This is a genomic window from Janthinobacterium sp. 1L-D-8-B-C4, from assembly GCF_057291295.1.
In genome coordinates this window covers 164,897-182,869 of record NZ_JBXAVX010000014.1, presented here as the reverse complement: position 1 = coordinate 182,869, position 17,973 = coordinate 164,897, and the positions used below count along the sequence as shown (strand labels likewise).

The 17,973-nt window shown below is 59.5% G+C and carries 17 protein-coding genes; 2 read left to right on the top strand and 15 right to left on the bottom strand.

Going from position 1 to position 17,973, the window contains the following annotated elements; all coding sequences use genetic code 11:
- Position 1: 1 nt before the first annotated feature.
- From AC0Z42_RS22450 to mnmG, 8 genes are all read right to left on the bottom strand, one after another.
- Entirely contained in the window at positions 2-472 is a 471-nt protein-coding gene (locus AC0Z42_RS22450; RefSeq protein ID WP_094442676.1) for a F0F1 ATP synthase subunit B, read from the bottom strand.
- Between the two features lie 43 nt (positions 473-515).
- Positions 516-794, bottom strand: coding sequence for a F0F1 ATP synthase subunit C (atpE, locus tag AC0Z42_RS22445; protein ID WP_094442675.1), 279 nt, complete (start codon positions 792-794; stop codon positions 516-518).
- A 62-nt stretch (positions 795-856) separates the two neighbouring features.
- Entirely contained in the window at positions 857-1,666 is an 810-nt protein-coding gene (atpB, locus tag AC0Z42_RS22440; RefSeq protein ID WP_485470395.1) for a F0F1 ATP synthase subunit A, read from the bottom strand.
- Positions 1,667-1,717: 51 nt separating this feature from the next.
- Positions 1,718-2,086: an ATP synthase subunit I gene (locus tag AC0Z42_RS22435; RefSeq protein ID WP_094442673.1), complete on the bottom strand. Its 369-nt coding sequence runs from the start codon at positions 2,084-2,086 to the stop codon at positions 1,718-1,720.
- 202 nt (positions 2,087-2,288) lie between these two features.
- Positions 2,289-3,170, bottom strand: a complete 882-nt coding sequence (locus AC0Z42_RS22430) for a ParB/RepB/Spo0J family partition protein (protein WP_485470394.1) — start codon at positions 3,168-3,170, stop codon at positions 2,289-2,291.
- A 145-nt stretch (positions 3,171-3,315) separates the two neighbouring features.
- On the bottom strand, positions 3,316-4,086 hold the full coding sequence (locus tag AC0Z42_RS22425; RefSeq protein ID WP_485470393.1) for a ParA family protein: 771 nt from the start codon (positions 4,084-4,086) through the stop codon (positions 3,316-3,318).
- 177 nt (positions 4,087-4,263) lie between these two features.
- On the bottom strand, positions 4,264-4,908 hold the full coding sequence (gene rsmG, locus AC0Z42_RS22420; protein WP_485470392.1) for a 16S rRNA (guanine(527)-N(7))-methyltransferase RsmG: 645 nt from the start codon (positions 4,906-4,908) through the stop codon (positions 4,264-4,266).
- Positions 4,905-6,854, bottom strand: a complete 1,950-nt coding sequence (gene mnmG, locus AC0Z42_RS22415; RefSeq protein ID WP_485470391.1) for a tRNA uridine-5-carboxymethylaminomethyl(34) synthesis enzyme MnmG — start codon at positions 6,852-6,854, stop codon at positions 4,905-4,907. The genes rsmG and mnmG overlap by 4 nt, the downstream gene beginning before the upstream one ends.
- A gap of 227 nt (positions 6,855-7,081) precedes the next feature.
- Here mnmG and AC0Z42_RS22410 point away from each other — a divergent pair, with 227 nt between their 5' ends.
- Positions 7,082-8,239, top strand: a complete 1,158-nt coding sequence (locus tag AC0Z42_RS22410) for an iron-containing alcohol dehydrogenase (RefSeq protein WP_485470390.1) — start codon at positions 7,082-7,084, stop codon at positions 8,237-8,239.
- Positions 8,240-8,283: 44 nt separating this feature from the next.
- Positions 8,284-9,075 (top strand): EAL domain-containing protein, encoded by a 792-nt coding sequence (locus AC0Z42_RS22405; protein ID WP_485470389.1) that lies wholly within the window; start codon positions 8,284-8,286, stop codon positions 9,073-9,075.
- Positions 9,076-9,122: 47 nt separating this feature from the next.
- Here AC0Z42_RS22405 and AC0Z42_RS22400 read toward each other — a convergent pair whose 3' ends face one another.
- The 7 genes from AC0Z42_RS22400 to AC0Z42_RS22370 form a co-directional block, all read right to left on the bottom strand.
- Positions 9,123-11,189, bottom strand: coding sequence for a 3-hydroxybutyrate oligomer hydrolase family protein (locus AC0Z42_RS22400; protein ID WP_485470388.1), 2,067 nt, complete (start codon positions 11,187-11,189; stop codon positions 9,123-9,125).
- Positions 11,190-11,282: 93 nt separating this feature from the next.
- Positions 11,283-12,263 (bottom strand): branched-chain amino acid ABC transporter permease, encoded by a 981-nt coding sequence (locus AC0Z42_RS22395; RefSeq protein ID WP_485470387.1) that lies wholly within the window; start codon positions 12,261-12,263, stop codon positions 11,283-11,285.
- Between the two features lie 30 nt (positions 12,264-12,293).
- The gene (locus tag AC0Z42_RS22390; protein ID WP_485470386.1) at positions 12,294-13,178 is read right to left on the bottom strand and encodes a branched-chain amino acid ABC transporter permease; all 885 of its coding nucleotides are present in this window, start codon (positions 13,176-13,178) and stop codon (positions 12,294-12,296) included.
- A gap of 155 nt (positions 13,179-13,333) precedes the next feature.
- Positions 13,334-14,542: an ABC transporter substrate-binding protein gene (locus AC0Z42_RS22385; protein WP_485470385.1), complete on the bottom strand. Its 1,209-nt coding sequence runs from the start codon at positions 14,540-14,542 to the stop codon at positions 13,334-13,336.
- A gap of 49 nt (positions 14,543-14,591) precedes the next feature.
- Complete coding sequence (locus tag AC0Z42_RS22380; RefSeq protein WP_485470384.1) at positions 14,592-15,314, bottom strand: ABC transporter ATP-binding protein; 723 nt, start codon at positions 15,312-15,314, stop codon at positions 14,592-14,594.
- Complete coding sequence (locus AC0Z42_RS22375) at positions 15,314-16,084, bottom strand: ABC transporter ATP-binding protein (RefSeq protein WP_308923241.1); 771 nt, start codon at positions 16,082-16,084, stop codon at positions 15,314-15,316. The genes AC0Z42_RS22380 and AC0Z42_RS22375 overlap by 1 nt, the downstream gene beginning before the upstream one ends.
- Positions 16,085-16,205: 121 nt before the next feature.
- Entirely contained in the window at positions 16,206-17,843 is a 1,638-nt protein-coding gene (locus tag AC0Z42_RS22370) for a GMC family oxidoreductase (RefSeq protein ID WP_485470383.1), read from the bottom strand.
- Positions 17,844-17,973 lie beyond the last annotated feature (130 nt).

Below are 17,973 nucleotides of genomic sequence, written 5' to 3'. Positions count from 1 at the left end.
ATTACAGCTCGACAGCAAGACGCTGCAACATTTCGGCGTGCGCCGTCGCGTTGACTTCACGCTTCAGGATCTGCTCGGCACCTTTGATCGCCAGGTCAGCCACCTGAGCGCGCAGTTGTTCGCGTGCTTTCGACAGTTGCTGCTCGGCGTCGGACTGGGCTTGCGCAATGATACGCGCCGCTTCAGCCTGGGCATTTTGCTTGATCTCTTCAGCAACCAGCTGGGCACGCTTTTCAGCGTCCGCAACGCGTTGCGACGCTTCTTCACGTGCACCGTTCAATGCTTCTTGCGCACGCTTTTCAGCGACAGCCATCGAAGCCTGACCTTGATCAGCCGCAGCCAATCCATCCGCGATTCGTTTGGCACGCTCATCCAGCGCTGTATTCAGCGCTGGAAATACGAACTTCATCGAAAACCAGACCAACACCGCGAAGGTGATCATCTGGCCGATGAGCGACATATTGATGTCCATACCTTTGCTCCTGACTAAAAGTTTCTCCTAGGATTGGAGCGAATTACTGAGCAGCAGCCATCAATGGAGCCAGGAACGGGTTAGCGAACGTGTACAGCAGAGCGATACCAACGCCGATCATCGAGATGGCATCCAGCAGACCAGCGATAACGAACAGTTTGGTTTGCAGTTGTGGCATCAGTTCTGGTTGACGTGCCGAAGCTTCCAGGAATTTACCACCCAAGATAGCGAAGCCCAAAGCGGTACCGATTGCGGCCAGGCCGATGATGATTGCTGCTGCCAGAACGGTCATGCTTTGTACTTGTGCGATCAGAGCTTGCATAAAATTCTCCTAAATTTAAAAACGAAAGGTACTAACAAAAAAACAAAATATAAAGTTGCTGATTAGTGCTTCTCAACCGCAAGGCTCAGATACACAACCGTCAACGCCATAAACACAAAAGCTTGCAAAGTTACAATCAAGATATGGAAAATTGCCCATGGACCACCCAACGCCCACTGTGCCCACCAAGGCAACAACGCGATCAAGATGAAAATCAGCTCGCCGGCATACATATTGCCGAACAATCGCAGCGACAGGGAGATCAGTTTTGCAACCAACTCAACCATTTGCAGCAAGAAATTAACTGGTGCCAACAAGATCGTGCCGATGATGCCGCTTGCATGGAACGGCGCCGTAAACAATTCCTTGATCCAGCCGCCCAGGCCCTTGGCCTTGACCGAAAACGCGATAATGCAAAGAACCACCGAGAACGACATGCCAAAAGTATGGTTCACGTCGGCGGTCGGTACCACGCGCAGGTTATGCACGCCAAACAAGCTCAAAATCATCGGCAGCAGGTCAACCGGCAGGAAGTCCATCGCGTTCAACAGCCAGACCCAGACGAAAATCGTGATGGCCAGCGGGGCGATGATCTTGCTTTTTGCGTGAAAAGCACCATTAATAGTCTCATTGACCATTTCCATGATCATTTCAACGAAGTTTTGCAGCTTGCCAGGAACACCGGCCGTCGCGCGGCGCGAGGCCATGTAGAAAACGGCAAGGAAAACAAAGCCCAGGGCAGCAGAGATCCAGAAGGTGTCCAGATTGAAGGTGCCACTGGCACTTTTCAAGTGGGTCAAATGGTGACTGATGTATTCTGTGGCGTTGGCCGGGGCAGCATGGCCCGCTTCAATAGCGTGTTCTGTGGTCATAATGAATTTAGATTTGTCGTTTCAGAGCACAACAGGCCCTAAAACCAATGATTAAACAGCGAGCAATGAAAACCAGTATGCTAAGGTTGCCACCGCGAAACCCAAGATCAGCCATAACCAGGCGGCCGACTGAAACAACACCAGTGCCAATATAAACAGCACCGCTGTGATAAACATTTTCACCGCTTCGGCGCGTACGTGCGCACGAAAAGCCTTTTTGGCGTCGCTGGAGCCGCGAACGACCAGCATGGCATATGTCATGCTGCCAATGACGGCGATTGCACCGCCAACTGCGGCAGACCAGCCCTTCACACTGCCACCGAAAAACAGGGTAACAGTGGCGAAGCTGATCACGATTGCTAGCTGCAAGGCAACTACTTTGTAGACTGGCTTGGCAATGTTTTGCTTCGAATCACTCAATTACCAAGTTCCCAGAAAAATCTACACACGCAAAGACACGGGATTATAGTTGGCTTTGACATACAGAGTCAAACGTTGACGCACCGCTGCAGGGCAATTGCTGCATGAAACAGACGCTTTACCGACACTTCGCGGCGCTTTGCACCAACATATTGCAAAGCGGCTTGTGCAGCCGCTTCCGACTATGTCAGCAGTCCGCCATTTAACCACGCAAACGGCTCAGCAAACCGTCCAATATGTCAAGATCGGCAAAATCGATCACCAACTGGCCGCGCCCCTTGCTGCCCATCTTGAAGACCACCGGCGTGGCCAGCGCGTCCGACAGCTCTTCTTCCAGGCGCGCGATATCGCCCGACTTCTCCTTGACACGCGGCTCGGTCGGGTTGGCTGCTTCTTCGACCGTGCGGGTGACCAGTTTTTCCGTTTCGCGCACCGACAGGCGTTTTGCCACCACCTGATTGGCCAGGGTGATCTGGCTGGCCGCGTCGACGGCCAGCAGCGCGCGTGCATGGCCCATGTCGATGTCGCCGGCCATCAGCATGGTTTGCACCGGAGCTGCCAGGTTCATCAGCCGCAGCAGGTTCGACACCGCGCTGCGCGAGCGCCCGACCGCAGTGGCCGCTTGCTCATGGGTAAAACTGAAGTCGGTGATCAGGCGATGAATACCTTGCGCTTCTTCCAGCGGGTTCAGGTCTTCGCGCTGGATGTTCTCGATCAGCGCCATGGCGGCCGCTGCCAGGTCGTCGACATCGCGCACCAGCACCGGCACCTCGGTCAGGCCGGCCAGTTGCGAAGCACGAAAACGGCGCTCGCCGGCGATGATTTCATATTTGATAATTCCGCTCAGGGTATCCTGGCCGATCGGCCGCACCAGGATCGGCTGCATCAATCCCTGCGCCTTGATCGAAGCGGCCAGTTCATTCAAGGCGCCCTCGTCCATGCGCGTGCGCGGCTGGTATTTGCCGGCTTGCATTTGTGTTACCGGCAAGCTTGTCGGCGTGTTCACTTCAGGGCTGGCGAAATCGCCGCCACCCAACAGGGCGTCGAGGCCGCGCCCCAGTCCTTTTAATTTTTTGGTAGCCATGCTGTCCTAACTAACTTGGGGGTCAGACCCTTTGGACCTGACCCCAGTATTTTTCTTGGGGTTAACACAGTATTAACCAAACTGCAGAAGCTGCGGTACGACCCCAAGGGTCGGACCCCGATGCTGCGGGTCTGTACTGTTCTATTTACATATGTTTGATGCGCTCGACCATTTCGGCGCCAAAGGCGATATACGCTTGCGCGCCTTTCGAGCTGGGGTCGAAGTTGACGCCAGGCAATCCATACGATGGCGCTTCGGCCAGGCGCACGTTGCGCGGGATAATGGTCTTGAAGACCTTGTCGCCGAAGTGCTGTTCCAGCTGGGCCGACACTTGTTGCGATAATGTCATGCGTGGATCGAACATCACGCGCAGCAAGCCGATGATTTTCAGCTCGGGGTTCAGATTGGCGTGCACCTTCTTGATGGTGTTGACCAGGTCCGACAAGCCTTCGAGTGCGTAGTACTCGCACTGCATCGGGATAATTACGCCATGCGCGGCGCACAGGCCGTTCAGGGTCAGCATCGACAACGCCGGCGGACAATCGACCAGGATGAAATCGTAGTCGCCATCGACTTCGGCTAGCGCATCCTTCAGCCGGCTTTCGCGGCGGTCCAGTTCCACCATCTCGACTTCAGCGCCGGCCAGTTCGCGGTTCGACGGCAATACGTCGAAGCGGCCCGCTTCCGAACGCTGGCGTGCGGTCCTGACATCGGACTCGCCCAGCATCACTTCATACGTCGACGCGCTCAGCCCCGCCTTGTTGATGCCGGCACCCATGGTGGCATTGCCTTGCGGATCGAGGTCGACCAGCAGCACGCGCTGGTCCAGCTTGGCCAGGCCGGCGGACAGATTGACGCTCGTTGTGGTTTTACCAACACCACCCTTTTGATTTGCTACACAAAAAATTTTGGCCATGTATCTTCTAGTTGTAAATGGATGCAAACTTCGTTGTCGCGCCCCGGCATAGCGCCGAAACGATTTATACTATTTATTTTGTTTATTCTATTTATACGATATAAATCGTTTATTCTGTTTATACGATTTATATAATTTATACTGTATAAATGATTTATATCGTTTATTTTTGACTCTTCAAATTCTTGCTATAAATACCAGATGACGCTCTGCATTTAGCCCTGGAACCGCTATAGCCTGTAATTTCGTCACTTTCCAGTCTGCCGGCAGTCGCTCGCGTTCGTCTGGCGGGGCCACCCCTTTCAAGGCGATAAATTGACCGTCCTCGTCCAATACGTGGTTTGACCAGTTGACGAAGTCGGACAGGTCGGCAAAGGCGCGCGAGGTGATGACGTCGAATTTCTGCTGTACTTCCAGCTGCTCCACGCGCTTGGTGTACACCGTGACGTTGGCCAGGCCCAGTTCGGCCTTTACTTGTGTCAAAAACGCAGTTTTCTTGTGCACCGTATCGATCATCGACACCTTGATATCGGGCCGCGCGATGGCCAGCACCATGCCCGGCAGGCCGCCGCCAGCGCCTACATCAAGCACGTTTTTCGCGTCAGCAAACGCCGGCACGGCGGCCAGGGAATCGAGCACGTGCAGGGTCAGCATCTGCAGCGGATCGCGCACCGAGGTCAGGTTGTAGACGCTGTTCCACTTGGCCAGCAAGGCCAGATAATCGAGCAGTTGTTCCGCTTGCTGCGCGCTCAGGTCCAGCCCCAGCGCGGTAATGCCATCTTGTAAAATCTGGGCCAGTGTGGCCCGGTCAAACTGCTTCATTCAACAACCTCGTCCTGTAAAGTGGTGGTCTGTATTTCGGCCTGACCTGCGCCAAAGCCGCGCTTTTTCAGGTGGACCAGCAGCAGCGAAATCGCCGCCGGCGTGACGCCCGAAATGCGCGAGGCCTGGCCCAGGGTTTCCGGGCGCTGCTTGTCGAGTTTCTGGCGTACTTCGACCGACAGCGCGGTGATGTCCAGGTAATTGAACCCTTCTGGCAGGGCCAGGTTTTCATAGTGTTCGTGGCGCTCGATTTCCTTGCTCTGGCGCTCGATATAACCCGCATACTTGAGTTGGATTTCCACCTGTTCTCGTACCGCCGGGTCTTCCACGCCGGGGCCTGCCAGCGCCTGGCCTTCAACGCCGGTCATGCTCATCAGGGTGTCGTAGGCCACGTTCGGGCGGCGCAGCAAGTCTGCCAGCGAATACTCGCGCTCGATCGCCTGGCCGACGATGCGTTCCGATTCGGCCGCTGCCAGGATACGCGGGTTGACCCACGTGGAACGCAGGCGTTCCAGTTCGACCGCTACCGCTTCGCGCTTGCGCTCGAACGCTTCCCACTGCACATCTCCAACGCAACCCAGAGCGCGGCCGATTTCCGTCAGGCGCATGTCGGCATTGTCTTCGCGCAGGCTCAAACGGTATTCGGCACGGCTGGTAAACATGCGGTAAGGCTCTTGCACGCCCTGCGTGATCAGGTCGTCAACCAGTACGCCCAGGTAGGCTTCCGAGCGGCCTGGTGTCCACGATTCCTTGCCTTGTGTCAGCAGTGCGGCATTGATGCCGGCCAGCATGCCTTGCGCAGCCGCCTCTTCGTAACCGGTGGTGCCATTGATCTGGCCGGCAAAGAACAGGCCCGCCACCACCTTGGTTTCCAGTGACGCCTTCAAGCCGCGCGGGTCGAAATAATCGTATTCGATGGCGTAGCCAGGGCGCAAGATATGCGCGTTTTCCATGCCCTTCATCGAGCGCACCAGGGCGATCTGCACGTCGAATGGCAGGCTGGTCGAAATGCCGTTCGGATAGAATTCGTGCGTGGTCAAGCCTTCCGGCTCGAGGAAAATCTGGTGCGATTCCTTGCCGGCGAAGCGGTGGATCTTGTCTTCGATCGACGGGCAATAGCGCGGGCCCACGCCTTCGATCACGCCCGTATACATGGGGCTGCGATCGAGGCCGGCGCGGATGATGTCGTGCGTCTGGCTATTCGTGTGGGTGATCCAGCACGGCACCTGTTGCGGGTGCATGGACGTGTTGCCCATGACCGAAAACACGGGCACCGGGTCGAGGTCGCCCGGTTGTTCCTGCATTACGGAAAAGTCGATGCTGCGCCCGTCGATGCGCGGCGGCGTGCCGGTTTTCAGGCGGCCCTGCGGCAGCTTCAATTCCTTCAGGCGGGCGGATAGAGAAATGGCCGGTGGGTCGCCGGCGCGGCCGGCCGAGTAGTTATTCAGGCCAACGTGGATCTTGCCGTCAAGGAAAGTGCCAGCCGTCAGCACCACCGCGCGCGCCAGGAACTTCAGGCCGATCTGGGTCACTGCGCCGACCACGCGGTCGCCTTCGACGATCAGGTCATCGACCGCCTGCTGGAACAGCCACAGGTTAGGCTGGTTTTCCAGGCGCGAGCGGATCGCGGCTTTATAAAGAATACGGTCGGCCTGGGCGCGCGTGGCGCGAACTGCCGGGCCTTTCGAGGAATTGAGGATGCGAAACTGGATGCCGGACTCGTCGGTGGCAATCGCCATCGCGCCACCCATGGCGTCGACTTCCTTGACCAAATGACCCTTGCCGATACCGCCGATGGACGGGTTGCAGGACATCTGGCCCAGGGTCTCGATATTGTGCGTGAGCAAAAGCGTCTTCTGCCCCATGCGGGCGGAAGCAAGGGCCGCCTCGGTACCGGCGTGACCACCACCGACGACGATGACGTCGAATTCTGTAGGAAATAACATGAGTAATAGATAAATGCGAGGAGTGAGCTCCGATTATAGAGTCTTTTTGCGGCCGTAACTTTTTACAGGCCATTTTTTGCCTATTTTTTACTCAGCAAGCAAGCGATGCGCGGTTTTCTGTTCCACGTGAAACAATGCTGATCATCGTCAATATTGGTTTCACGTGGAACATGCGCAGGCGCAAGAAGCGGAGTAAGCTTCCTGCATCACCTCTGCCGGGAGTTCGCATGTCCGCCTTTCAGTTTCGCACCGTTCCCCATCTGATCAGTGAGCCTGGTGCCAGTAGCCAACTCGGCGCGCACCTGCGCCAGCACTTCCCTGCCGTGCGCCGAGCGCTGCTGGTGACCGATCCTGGTTTCCTGTCGACGGGGCTGGTGGATACACCGCTGCGCAGCTTGCAGGAGGCAGGCCTTGAGGTGCATGTCTTTTCCGAGGTCCAGGCCGATCCGCCGGAAGCGGTGGTGCTGGCCGCCGTGGAGCAGGCACGATTGTTTCACGTGGAACTGGTGATCGGACTCGGCGGCGGCAGTTCGATGGATGTAGCCAAACTGATCGCCGTACTCGCGCCGGGCCAGCAAGCACTCGGCGACATGTACGGCATCGGCAAAGTGCAAGGCGCGCGCCTGCCCTTGATACAAGTTCCCACCACCGCCGGCACCGGTTCGGAAGTGACGAATATCTCAATCGTTACCACCGGCGCCACCAGCAAGATGGGCGTGGTGGCGCCGCAGCTGTATGCGGACCTGGCCATCCTGGATGCCAGCTTGAGCTTGGGCCTGCCGCCAGCCGTGACGGCCGCCACCGGCATCGACGCAATGGTGCATGCGATCGAGGCCTACACCACGGCGCATCTGAAAAACCCGCTGTCCGACATGCTGGCGCGGCAAGCCTTGTCTCTGTTGGCCGCCAATCTCGTGCGCGTGTGCCGCAACGGCCAGGACCTGGCGGCGCGGCAAGCCATGCTGCTGGGCGCCATGCTGGCCGGCCAGGCCTTTTCAAACGCGCCGGTGGCGGCCGTGCACGCCCTGGCCTATCCGATCGGCGGCATGTTCCACGTGCCGCATGGTTTGTCGAATGCGTTGGTGCTGCCGCATGTGCTGCGCTTTAACCTCGGCCATGCGACATCCCTGTATGCCGAGCTGGCATCCATCGTTGCGCCGCAAGCGAGCGGCAGCGAAGAAGCGCGCGCACTAGGTCTGATCACGGCCCTGCAGACACTGGCGCTGGAGACGAGTATCGTGCGCACCTTGCGTGAAGTAGGTATCGCCGAAGAGGATCTCGATGACCTGGCCCAGGCCGCCATGCTGCAGACCCGCTTGCTCGGCAACAATCCACGCACCGTCACCTTGCCCGACGCACGTGCCATCTATGCAGCCGCATGGTGAACCAGCACACTGACGCCATCAACGAGAATGGTAAACTACGCCCCATGAAGCCTGCCGATATCCCCATCCATCCGGACGCCACCGTCTTTCCCTACAAAGGTTGTGCCGGTTGCCACGATAGCGCACCGCTGTCGTTTGCATTCGAGTATGCCTACCAGCCCATCGTGGATCTGGACACGCGCAGCATCTATGCCTACGAGGCGCTGGTGCGCGGACCCAACGGCGAAAGCGCCGCCAGCGTGCTGGCCCAGGTGACGGACGAAAACCGCTACCGCTTCGACCAGGCTTGCCGCGTCAAGGCGGTGGCCGGCGCCGCGCGGCTGGGCATGCAGGAATTTCTGTCGATTAATTTTTTGCCGAATGCCGTGTACCGTCCCGAGGTCTGCATCCGCAGCACGCTGGAAGCGGCGCGCACGCATCACTTCCCTACCGACAAAATCATCTTTGAAGTAACGGAAGGCGAACGGGTGCAGGACCGCCCTCACCTGGTCAATATCTTCCGTGAATACCGGCGTTTCGGTTTCCAGACCGCCATCGACGATTTCGGCGCCGGCTATGCCGGACTGAACCTGCTGGCTGAATACCAGCCCGACATCATCAAGATCGACATGGACTTGGTGCGCGGCATTGACAGTCACGCACCGCGCCAGGCCATCGTGCGCTCGATCGCCAGCCTGTGCCGCGAACTGAACATCAAGGTGCTGGCCGAAGGCATCGAGACGCGCGCCGAGCGCGACTTCCTGGCCAGCTGCGGTATCTCGCTGATGCAAGGCTACTGGTTTTCAAAACCGGTATTCCAGGGCCTGGCGCAGATACCCGATAGCGCTTGGCGCTGAAAAAAATGGCCACGTGAAACGTGGCCATTTTTTTTCCGGACAAACCTTCAGTCAGGCACGTTCACTACCGCCCCTGTCAGCGTGATGCTGTTGGCCGCCGCCGGCGTTGCCGCAATCGCCGGCAGGTTGGCGTTCGTGACCGGCGTGCCGGCGTCCGGCCGCGTCACCGTGCGTACCATTTGCGATGGCGGCAGCGCCTGGTTCGATTTCAGGTGCGCATACAGGGCGTCCAGCGCCCGGTTCAAGTACACATGCAGCGGCACCACCAGGGTCGGCAAGGCGCTGCTGAAGGAGTCGAAGTGATTGGCGTTGGTCACCTCGATATAGCGCAGCTTGCTGTTGCCGCCCTCCACCGCCGCGTTCAATCCCAAGTAGGCGCGCGAAGCGTGATTCACGGGAATCAGCGTATCGCTGCGCCCTTGCACGATGATCGCCGGCTTGCCGTTGAGCTTGCCCGTTGCCTGCACTTCCGCCACGCCGGCGCGCACCCGTGCGCTTTGCGCGGCCAGGCTGCCCGTCAGGGCGGCGCCGCTGACGGCGTCGCTACCGGTCGCCAGGCTGCGCAGGCACAGGAAGCCATCGAGCGCCTGGTCGGCCAGGTTGCTCGACGGCGACACGGCGGCCGTATACATGCGTGCGCCACCGACGGCGTTTTCATAGATGACATTGCCGAGGATGCCGTTTTGCGTGGCAAAGCTGGCCGCCTTCTGCGCATTGGTGTAAGCGACCGGGTTGCCCAGCGCATCGGTCTGCGCAAAGCTGAAGCCGCAGACTTTGTCGGTCACCGCAAATTTCCCGTAGGCATAAGCATAGGTTACCGCCACCAGGATATTCGTGCCCGCGTGCGACGCCTGCAGCGGGTCGGAGTCCGCCAGCCAGCCATACGCTTGCAAGCGGCGTTTTGCATCCTGCTGCTGTGAGGCCAGGTCGCCACCGGTCAACAGGCCTTTGGCCACCAGCGCGGTGCAGCGCCCGGCGTTGCCAGCGACCGAGGCGATGCAGGGCTGGTACAGCGCCGCATAGGTGGAATAATCGAACAGCGCGCGGCCAGCGCCGGCCACCGTCACCGCCCCCTGGCGCACGCTGTATGCGGTCGATGGCTGCGGCTGGATCTGCGGCTCGCTGGCGGCCACGCCACTGATCAGGCCCCTGGTATCCTGCTCGGCGGCCAGCAGTGCGGCGCCGGCGCCGTTGGAAATGCTTGACGCTATCGTGATGGTGTTCGATGGCTTCAGGCGCACCAGGTGGGCCACGCCGTCGCGCGCGGTGGCGCCATGGCGTTCGTTGAGCACGTAATAAGCAAATTCGACCGCCTGCAAGGTCGCCCTGCCCCAGTCCTTTTCCGGGTTCTGTTGCGAGTGCGCATGCTTGAAGGCGATGCGGTTCGGACTCGCGCTGGCAAAGGCGGCGCGATCGGCGTCGGTCAGGTCGGGCGCGAAGATGGCGTTCTTGCCAGCAGCGGAGCGTGTGGCGCGCACGCCGTTCTGCAGGTTCACGCTGTCGTCCTCGAACACATACAGGCCGGTGCCCGAGCCCTTGTCGGCATAGGCCACGGCGCAGCCTTTTTTGAGGGCCCATTCGCCCGAACTGCCGATGGCGCCGTAAATGCCGCGCGAGCCGCTCGACGTGCCTGTGACGATGCAGGCGCGCTCGGGATCGAAACTGGCGGGCACCTGCACCATCAGGGTGACGTTTTTCTTGCCGCTGCCATCGTCGGCGTAGGCCACGTATTCACTGCCGGCGATCAAGCCTTCGCCGCTGCCGGCCACGCCATTGGCGTCGACATTCGGGCCGTACAAGGTGCCATAGCCGCTGCCCGCTGCAATGTCGAGCACGGCGCGGTAATTGGCATGGAAGGCATTGCGGCGCAATTCCTGCGCGGTCGGGCGCTCAGGGTCGGCATACGCGGGCGCCGCTGCGGCCAAGCCCGTCTTGCCAAGGCCAGCCGTCAACAAGTCATTGGTCTTGCCATCGACGTCAAGGCGCGTGATGGCGCCCAGATAGGCGGGCAACTGGTTCAGGTCTTCGGCCGTATGGCTGCTGCCGCAGGCGGCCAATATCAATACGCTGCACAAGCCGGCGCCGGTGCGGATGGTGGTGGTAGTGGTGGTCATAGCTGTTCTCCATTCATTGATGAGGTAACGCTAAAAACTGTCTCCAGATAAAAAAAGCCGGACTTGCGTCCGGCCTTGCTTGCTGCTTGCAACTCAGGCTGCAGGCTTGGCTGCCCTGCCCCCGAAGCGAGCGATCGCCTCGCCCACGATACCGCGCCGGAACATCAGCACGCAGATCACGAAAATGATGCCGGTAACGATGCCGACCGATTCGCCCAGACTGGCGAACCATTCCACGCCCGTGTGGGTGGCCAGGAAAGTACCCAGGTCGCCCAGTTTGTTTTCCAGCGCAATGATCAGCACGGCGCCGATAATCGGGCCGGCCAGGGTACCCATGCCGCCGACCAGGGTCATCAATACAACCAGGCCCGACATACCCCAATACACATCGGTCAGGGTTTCAAAGCCCAGCACCAGAGTCTTGGTGGCGCCGGCCAGGGCCGCCAGGGAAGCGGACAGCACGATGGCCGTCAGCTTGTACTTGTTGACGTCGTAGCCGAGCGAAATCGCGCGCGGTTCATTTTCCTTGATCGCTTTCAACACCTGTCCGAACGGCGAATGGATGGTGCGCACGATCAGGGCGAAGCCGGCGATAAAGATGGCCAGCACCACGTAGTACAGCACAGTGTCATTGCCGAGATCAATGGTGCCGAGCAGTGTTCCACGTGGAACACCCTGCAAGCCATCTTCGCCACCGGTGAACGGCAGGCGCAGCGCCAGGAAGTACACCATCTGCGCCAGCGCCAAGGTGATCATGGTGAAGTAGATGCCCTGGCGGCGGATCGCCAGGCCGCCCATCACCAGGCCGAGGAAAGCGCCGGTGGCGACGCCGGCCAGCAGGCCCAGTTCCGTCGGCCAGCCCCAGGTGCGCAAGGCGTAGCCGGTGACATAGCCGGCGCCGCCAAAAAACGCCGCATGGCCGAACGACAGCAAACCGGTATAGCCGATCAGCAAATTGAAGGCGCAGGCAAACAGGGCAAAGCACAACAACTTCATCAGGAAGACCGGGTAGCCGTAAAACGGTGCGGCCAGCGCCAGCGCCAGGGCGATTGCGTAGCCTACATTCTTATTCATCGTGATTGCTCCAATACATGACTGATGAGATTACTTTTCTTTGCCGAACAGGCCTGCCGGACGCAGCAGCAGCACGATGACCATCACCACGAACACCACGGTGGCCGAGCCTTCCGGATAGAACACGCGGGTCAGGCCCTCGATCACGCCCAGGCCCAGGCCGGTCAGGATCGAGCCCATGATGGAACCCATGCCGCCAATCACCACCACGGCGAATACGACGATGATCAGGTTCGAGCCCATCAGCGGCGAGACCTGGATGATGGGCGCGGCCAGCACGCCGGCAAAACCGGCCAGTGCCACGCCGAAGCCAAACGTCAACGTCACCATCAGCGGCACGTTGATTCCGAATGCCTCTACCAGTTTCGGGTTTTCCGTGCCGGCGCGCAGGTAGGCGCCGAGCTTGGTTTTTTCGATCACGAACCAGGTCGCCAGGCACACCACCAATGACGCAACCACCACCCAGGCGCGATAATTCGGCAGGATCATGAAGCCCAGATCGGTGGCACCGGACAGCAGTTCCGGCACGGCATAAGGCTGGCCCGAGACGCCGTAAAACGAGCGGAACACGCCTTCGACGATCAGGGTAATGCCGAAGGTCAGCAGCAAGCCATACAGATGGTCGAGTTTGTAGAGCCAGCGCAGCATGGTCTTTTCGATCAGAATGCCAAAGGCGCCGACAATGATCGGGGCGATCACCAGCATGGCCCAGTAATTGATATCGAAGTAGCTCAGGCCCATCCAGGCCAGGAAGGCGCCCATCATGTACATGGCGCCGTGCGAGAAATTAATGACATTGAGCAGGCCAAAGATGACGGCCAGACCGAGAGACAACATGGCATAGAACGAGCCGTTGACAAGACCCAGCAGCAACTGGCTCATCATCGCTTGTAATGGAACGCCGAAAATTTCCATGGCATCACAGTATAAAAAGCACCGCCGGACGACGGTGTGGTGTCAAGGGAGGCGCGCCGCCCTGCCTGGGCGCGGCGGCGCAAGGTGCAACATGGCCGGCACGAGCGGCCACGACAACCCGCGTGACATGGCGCCAGGCGGGCAGTACGGTCAGTTTATTTCCAGAGCGAACATTTCGACTCGGCCTTGGTCAGGTACGCTTGCGCACCGGGCACGGTGGCCACGACCTTGTAGTAATCCCATGGGTATTTCGACTCGGCCGGCTTTTTCACTTCCATCAGATACATGTCGTGCACCATGCGGCCGTCGGGACGCACTTCACCGTTCTTGGTAAACATGTCGTTGATCCTGGTCTTTTTCAGGTAGGCCATGACCTTGTCGGAATCATCGGTACCGAGCGCCTTGACCGCTTTCAGGTAGTTGGCCGCTGCCGAGTAGTCGGCTGCCTGCAGCATCGACGGCTCTTTCTTCATCTTGTCGAAATAGCGTTTCGACCAGGCCCGCGTTTCCGGATTCAGATCCCAGTACCAGCCATCGGTCAGGTACATGCCCTGCGTCAGGTTCAGGCCCAGCGAATGGATGTCGTTGATAAAGATCAGCAAGCCGGCCAGCTTCACGTTCTTGGTGACGCCAAATTCATTGGCCGCCTTGATGCTGTTGATGGCGTCGCCGCCGGCATTGGCCAGGCCCAGGATTTGCGGCTTGGCCGCTTGCGCCTGCAGCAGGAACGAGGAAAAATCCGAGGCGCCCAGCGGATGCTTGACGCTGCCCATTACCTTGCCGCCGGCCGCCTTGACGACGTCGGCCGTGTCTTTTTCCAGCGAATGGCCAAACGCATAGTCGGCCGTCATGAAATACCAGTTCTTGCCGCCCTGCTTGACGATGGTGCCGCCGGTGCCGCGCGCCAGCGCCACCGTGTCGTAGGCGTAGTGCACGGTGTAAGGCGAGCACTCTTCATTGGTCAGGCGCGAGGAACCGGCGCCGATGGCCACGAAGATTTTTTTCTTTTCGGCCGCGACCTTGGCCATGGCCAGGCTGGCACCGGAATTGGTGCCGCCGATCAGCATGTCCACGCCTTGCTGGTCGAACCACTCGCGCGCCTTGGAGGCGGCGATATCGGCCTTGTTCTGGTGGTCGGCGGAAATGAATTCCACTTTCTTGCCGGCCAGGACCACGCCGGCGTCAGCGATCGCCATCTTGATGGCTTCGGCGCCGCCCAGGCCGTCGACGTCGGAATACACGCCCGACATGTCCGAGATAAAGCCGATCTTGATGGTATCGCCCGAGATCTGGGCGTGCGCGAAGGAGGAAAAGCCCACTGCGCAAATGGCAGCGGTGGCAATGGCGATAGCGTTACGTTTCATGGTGTCTCCGTAGAAAATTATTGTGTGCTATTCAGACGATCGCTTGGTGCTACACACCAAGCAGCTCGGTCAGTACCGGCATCTTGGCCTCCAGTTCGGATGCAGCAAAAGTCTCGACGATCTGACCGTGCTCCATCACATAAAACCGGTCCGCCAGCGGCGCGGCAAACCGGAAATTCTGCTCCACCATGACGATGGTGTATCCCTTCGCTTTCAGGGTGGTAATCATGCGCGCCAGGCCCTGCACGATGACGGGCGCCAGGCCTTCCGAAATTTCATCGAGCAGCAGCAATCGCGCGCCCGTGCGCAGGATGCGCGCCACGGCCAGCATCTGCTGCTCGCCGCCGGACAAACGCGTGCCCTGGCTGTGCCGGCGCTCCTGCAGGTTGGGGAACATGGCGTAGATTTCCGCCACCGACATGCCCTTCTCGCCGCTGGCCAAGCTGGGCGGCAGCATCAGGTTTTCTTCCGTCGACAGCGAGGAAAAAATGCCGCGCTCCTCGGGACAATAGCCGATGCCCAGGTGGGCGATCTTGTGCGTCGCCAAGCCGATCGCTTCGACGCCGTTGACCTTGATGGAACCGGTGCGCGCGCCCGTCAGGCCCATGATGGCGCGCAAGGTGGTAGTGCGGCCGGCGCCATTGCGGCCCAGCAAAGTGACCACCTCGCCCTGCTGCACTTTCAGGTTCACATCATGCAAGATGTGCGACTCGCCATACCAGGTTTGCAGTTGCGAAATTTCCAGCGCAGGCGCCGAATGTTGAGCCGTCATCAATGCGCCCCTTCCAGTTCGGCATGGGTGGTGCCCATGTACGCTTCCATCACCTGTGGATTACGCGATACTTCCGCATAACTGCCCTCGGCCAGCATGGCGCCGCGCTGCAGCACGGAAATCTTGTCGCAGATGCCCGAGACCACGCTCATATTGTGTTCCACCATCAAGATGGTGCGACCGGCCGAAACTTTCTTGATCAGCTCGGTGACCCGGTGCACGTCTTCGTGGCCCATGCCCTGCGTCGGCTCGTCGAGCAGCATCATTTCCGGCTCCATCGCCAAGGTGGTGGCAATTTCCAGCGCGCGCTTGCGCCCGTAAGGCATGTCGACCGTGATGGTGTCGGCAAACTCGGTCAGGTCGACTTCGGCCAGCAAGGCCATGGCGCGGTCGTTGAGCTGGTTCAGGGCCCGCTCGCTTTGCCAGAAATAAAACGATGTGCCGAGCTGGCGCTGCAAGCCGATGCGCACATTTTGCAGCACAGACAGGTGCGGAAAGACGGCAGAAATCTGGAAAGAACGGATCACGCCCATGCGGGCGATCTGGGCCGGTTTCGCGGCCGTGATGTCTTTTCCATTGAACAGGATCTGTCCGGAAGTGGGAACCAGGAATTTCGTGAGCAGATTGAAACACGTGGTCTTGCCGGCGCCGTTAGGGCCGATCAAGGCGTGGATATGGCCGCGTTCCACTTGCAGGTTCACATCGCTCACAGCGGTGAAGCCCTTGAATTCCTTGGTCAAATTTCTTGTTTCCAAGATGATGTTTGACATCGTGTCTCCTAGTTGTACTTTTTGTACTACTTAGTCTTTTTTATAATACACAACTTGAATTTGCCGCACAATACAGTATAACTACGGGGATTTTCCGCTTCCCATGATGGTGAAAGCGACGTCAGACGACAGAGCTTTTCCAGCACTTTTGTATCATTTGCGCTGCTTTTTCCGCGATCATCACGGTTGGAGAATTGGTGTTGCCCGATGTGATATACGGCATGATGGAAGCATCGACCACGCGCAGCCCCGCCACGCCGATCACGCGTAACTGGCTGTCGACGACCGATAAGGGGTCGCTGGCCAGGCCCATGCGGCAGGTGCCGACCGGATGAAAAATCGTCGTGCCGATCTCGCTGGCCGCCTGCACCAGTTCGGCTTGCGTCTGATAGTGCGGACCGGGCTTGTATTCCTGCGGAGCAAACCGCTGCAAGGCGGGCGCGGCGACGATCGTGCGCGTCAGGCGCAGGGCATCGGCCGCCACCTGGCGGTCCTCTGCCGTACTCAGGTAATTGAGGGCAATTTTGGGGGGCGCATAACTGTCGTTCGACGCTAGTTGTACCTGGCCGCGCGAGGTCGGGCGCAAATTGCAGACGCTGGCCGTAAACGCGGGAAACGCATGCAGTGGCGTGCCGAACTTGTCGAGCGACAAGGGTTGCACATGATATTGCAGGTTTGGCGTGGCCTGGCCCGGATCGGACCTGGCAAACGCCCCCAGCTGCGACGGCGCCATCGACATCGGCCCGCTCTGGAACAGCGCATATTGCAGGCCGATTTGCATGCGGCCGAGCAGATTGCCGGCCATCATGTTCAAGGTTTTCACGCCCTGCACCTTGAACACCATGCGCAACTGCAAATGATCCTGCAGATTGCCGCCCACGCCAGGGGCGTCAACCACGGGCGCAATGCCATGTTGCCGCAGCAAGGCGGCCGCGCCGATGCCCGACAATTGCAGCAGATGCGGTGAACCGATGGCGCCGGCCGTCAGCAGCGTTTCGCGCCGCGCCGTGGCCTGCCATTGCGTGCCGCCGCCTGTAAACGTGATGCCGGTGCAGCACGGACCGTTTTCCGAAGTACTGATTTGCAGGCGTTCCACGTGGCAGCCCGTCATGATGGTCAAATTCGGCCGGCGCGAAGCCGGTTTCAAAAACGCTTTCGAGGTGTTCCAGCGGATGCCGCGGCGCTGGTTGACGTCGAAATACGCACTGCCGCTATTGTCGCCGCCATTGAAGTCTGGCGTTTTCGCAATGCCGACCTGTTCCGCCGCATCGCGGAAAGCATTGAGGATATCCCACGACAAGCGCTGTTTTTCCACGCGCCACTCGCCGCCCGCGCCGTGAATGGCTGAAGCGCCGCCATGATAATCCTCGCTTTGCCTGAACAGCGGCAGCACCTGGTCCCAGCGCCAGGAAGCATCGCCGGTCAGCTCGGCCCAGCGGTCATAGTCCTGCGCCTGGCCGCGCATATAGATCATGCCGTTGATGGAAGAACTGCCGCCGAGTACTTTTCCACGCGGATAAATCAGGCTGCGCCCGCCCAGGCCCGCATCGTTTTCCGTGGCATACAGCCAGTCGGTGCGCGGATTGCCGATGCAATGCAGGTAGCCAACCGGGATATGGATCCACACATAGTCGTCCTTGCCGCCCGCTTCCACCAGCAAGACGCTGGCGTTCTGGTCGCGCGTGAGCCGGTTGGCCAGCACGCACCCTGCCGTACCGCCACCGATGATGATGTAGTCGAATTCGCCTGCCGATTCCAATGAAGCTCCTTTCGGTATGTACCTTCCAGGGTAGGCGGCGTGTCTCCTCGCCGCTTGCCATTACCAGAGTCTGTGTTCGTGTATCAGTCGCCAAGCAGATTACCACCAGTGACCTTGCCCGGCGACATTA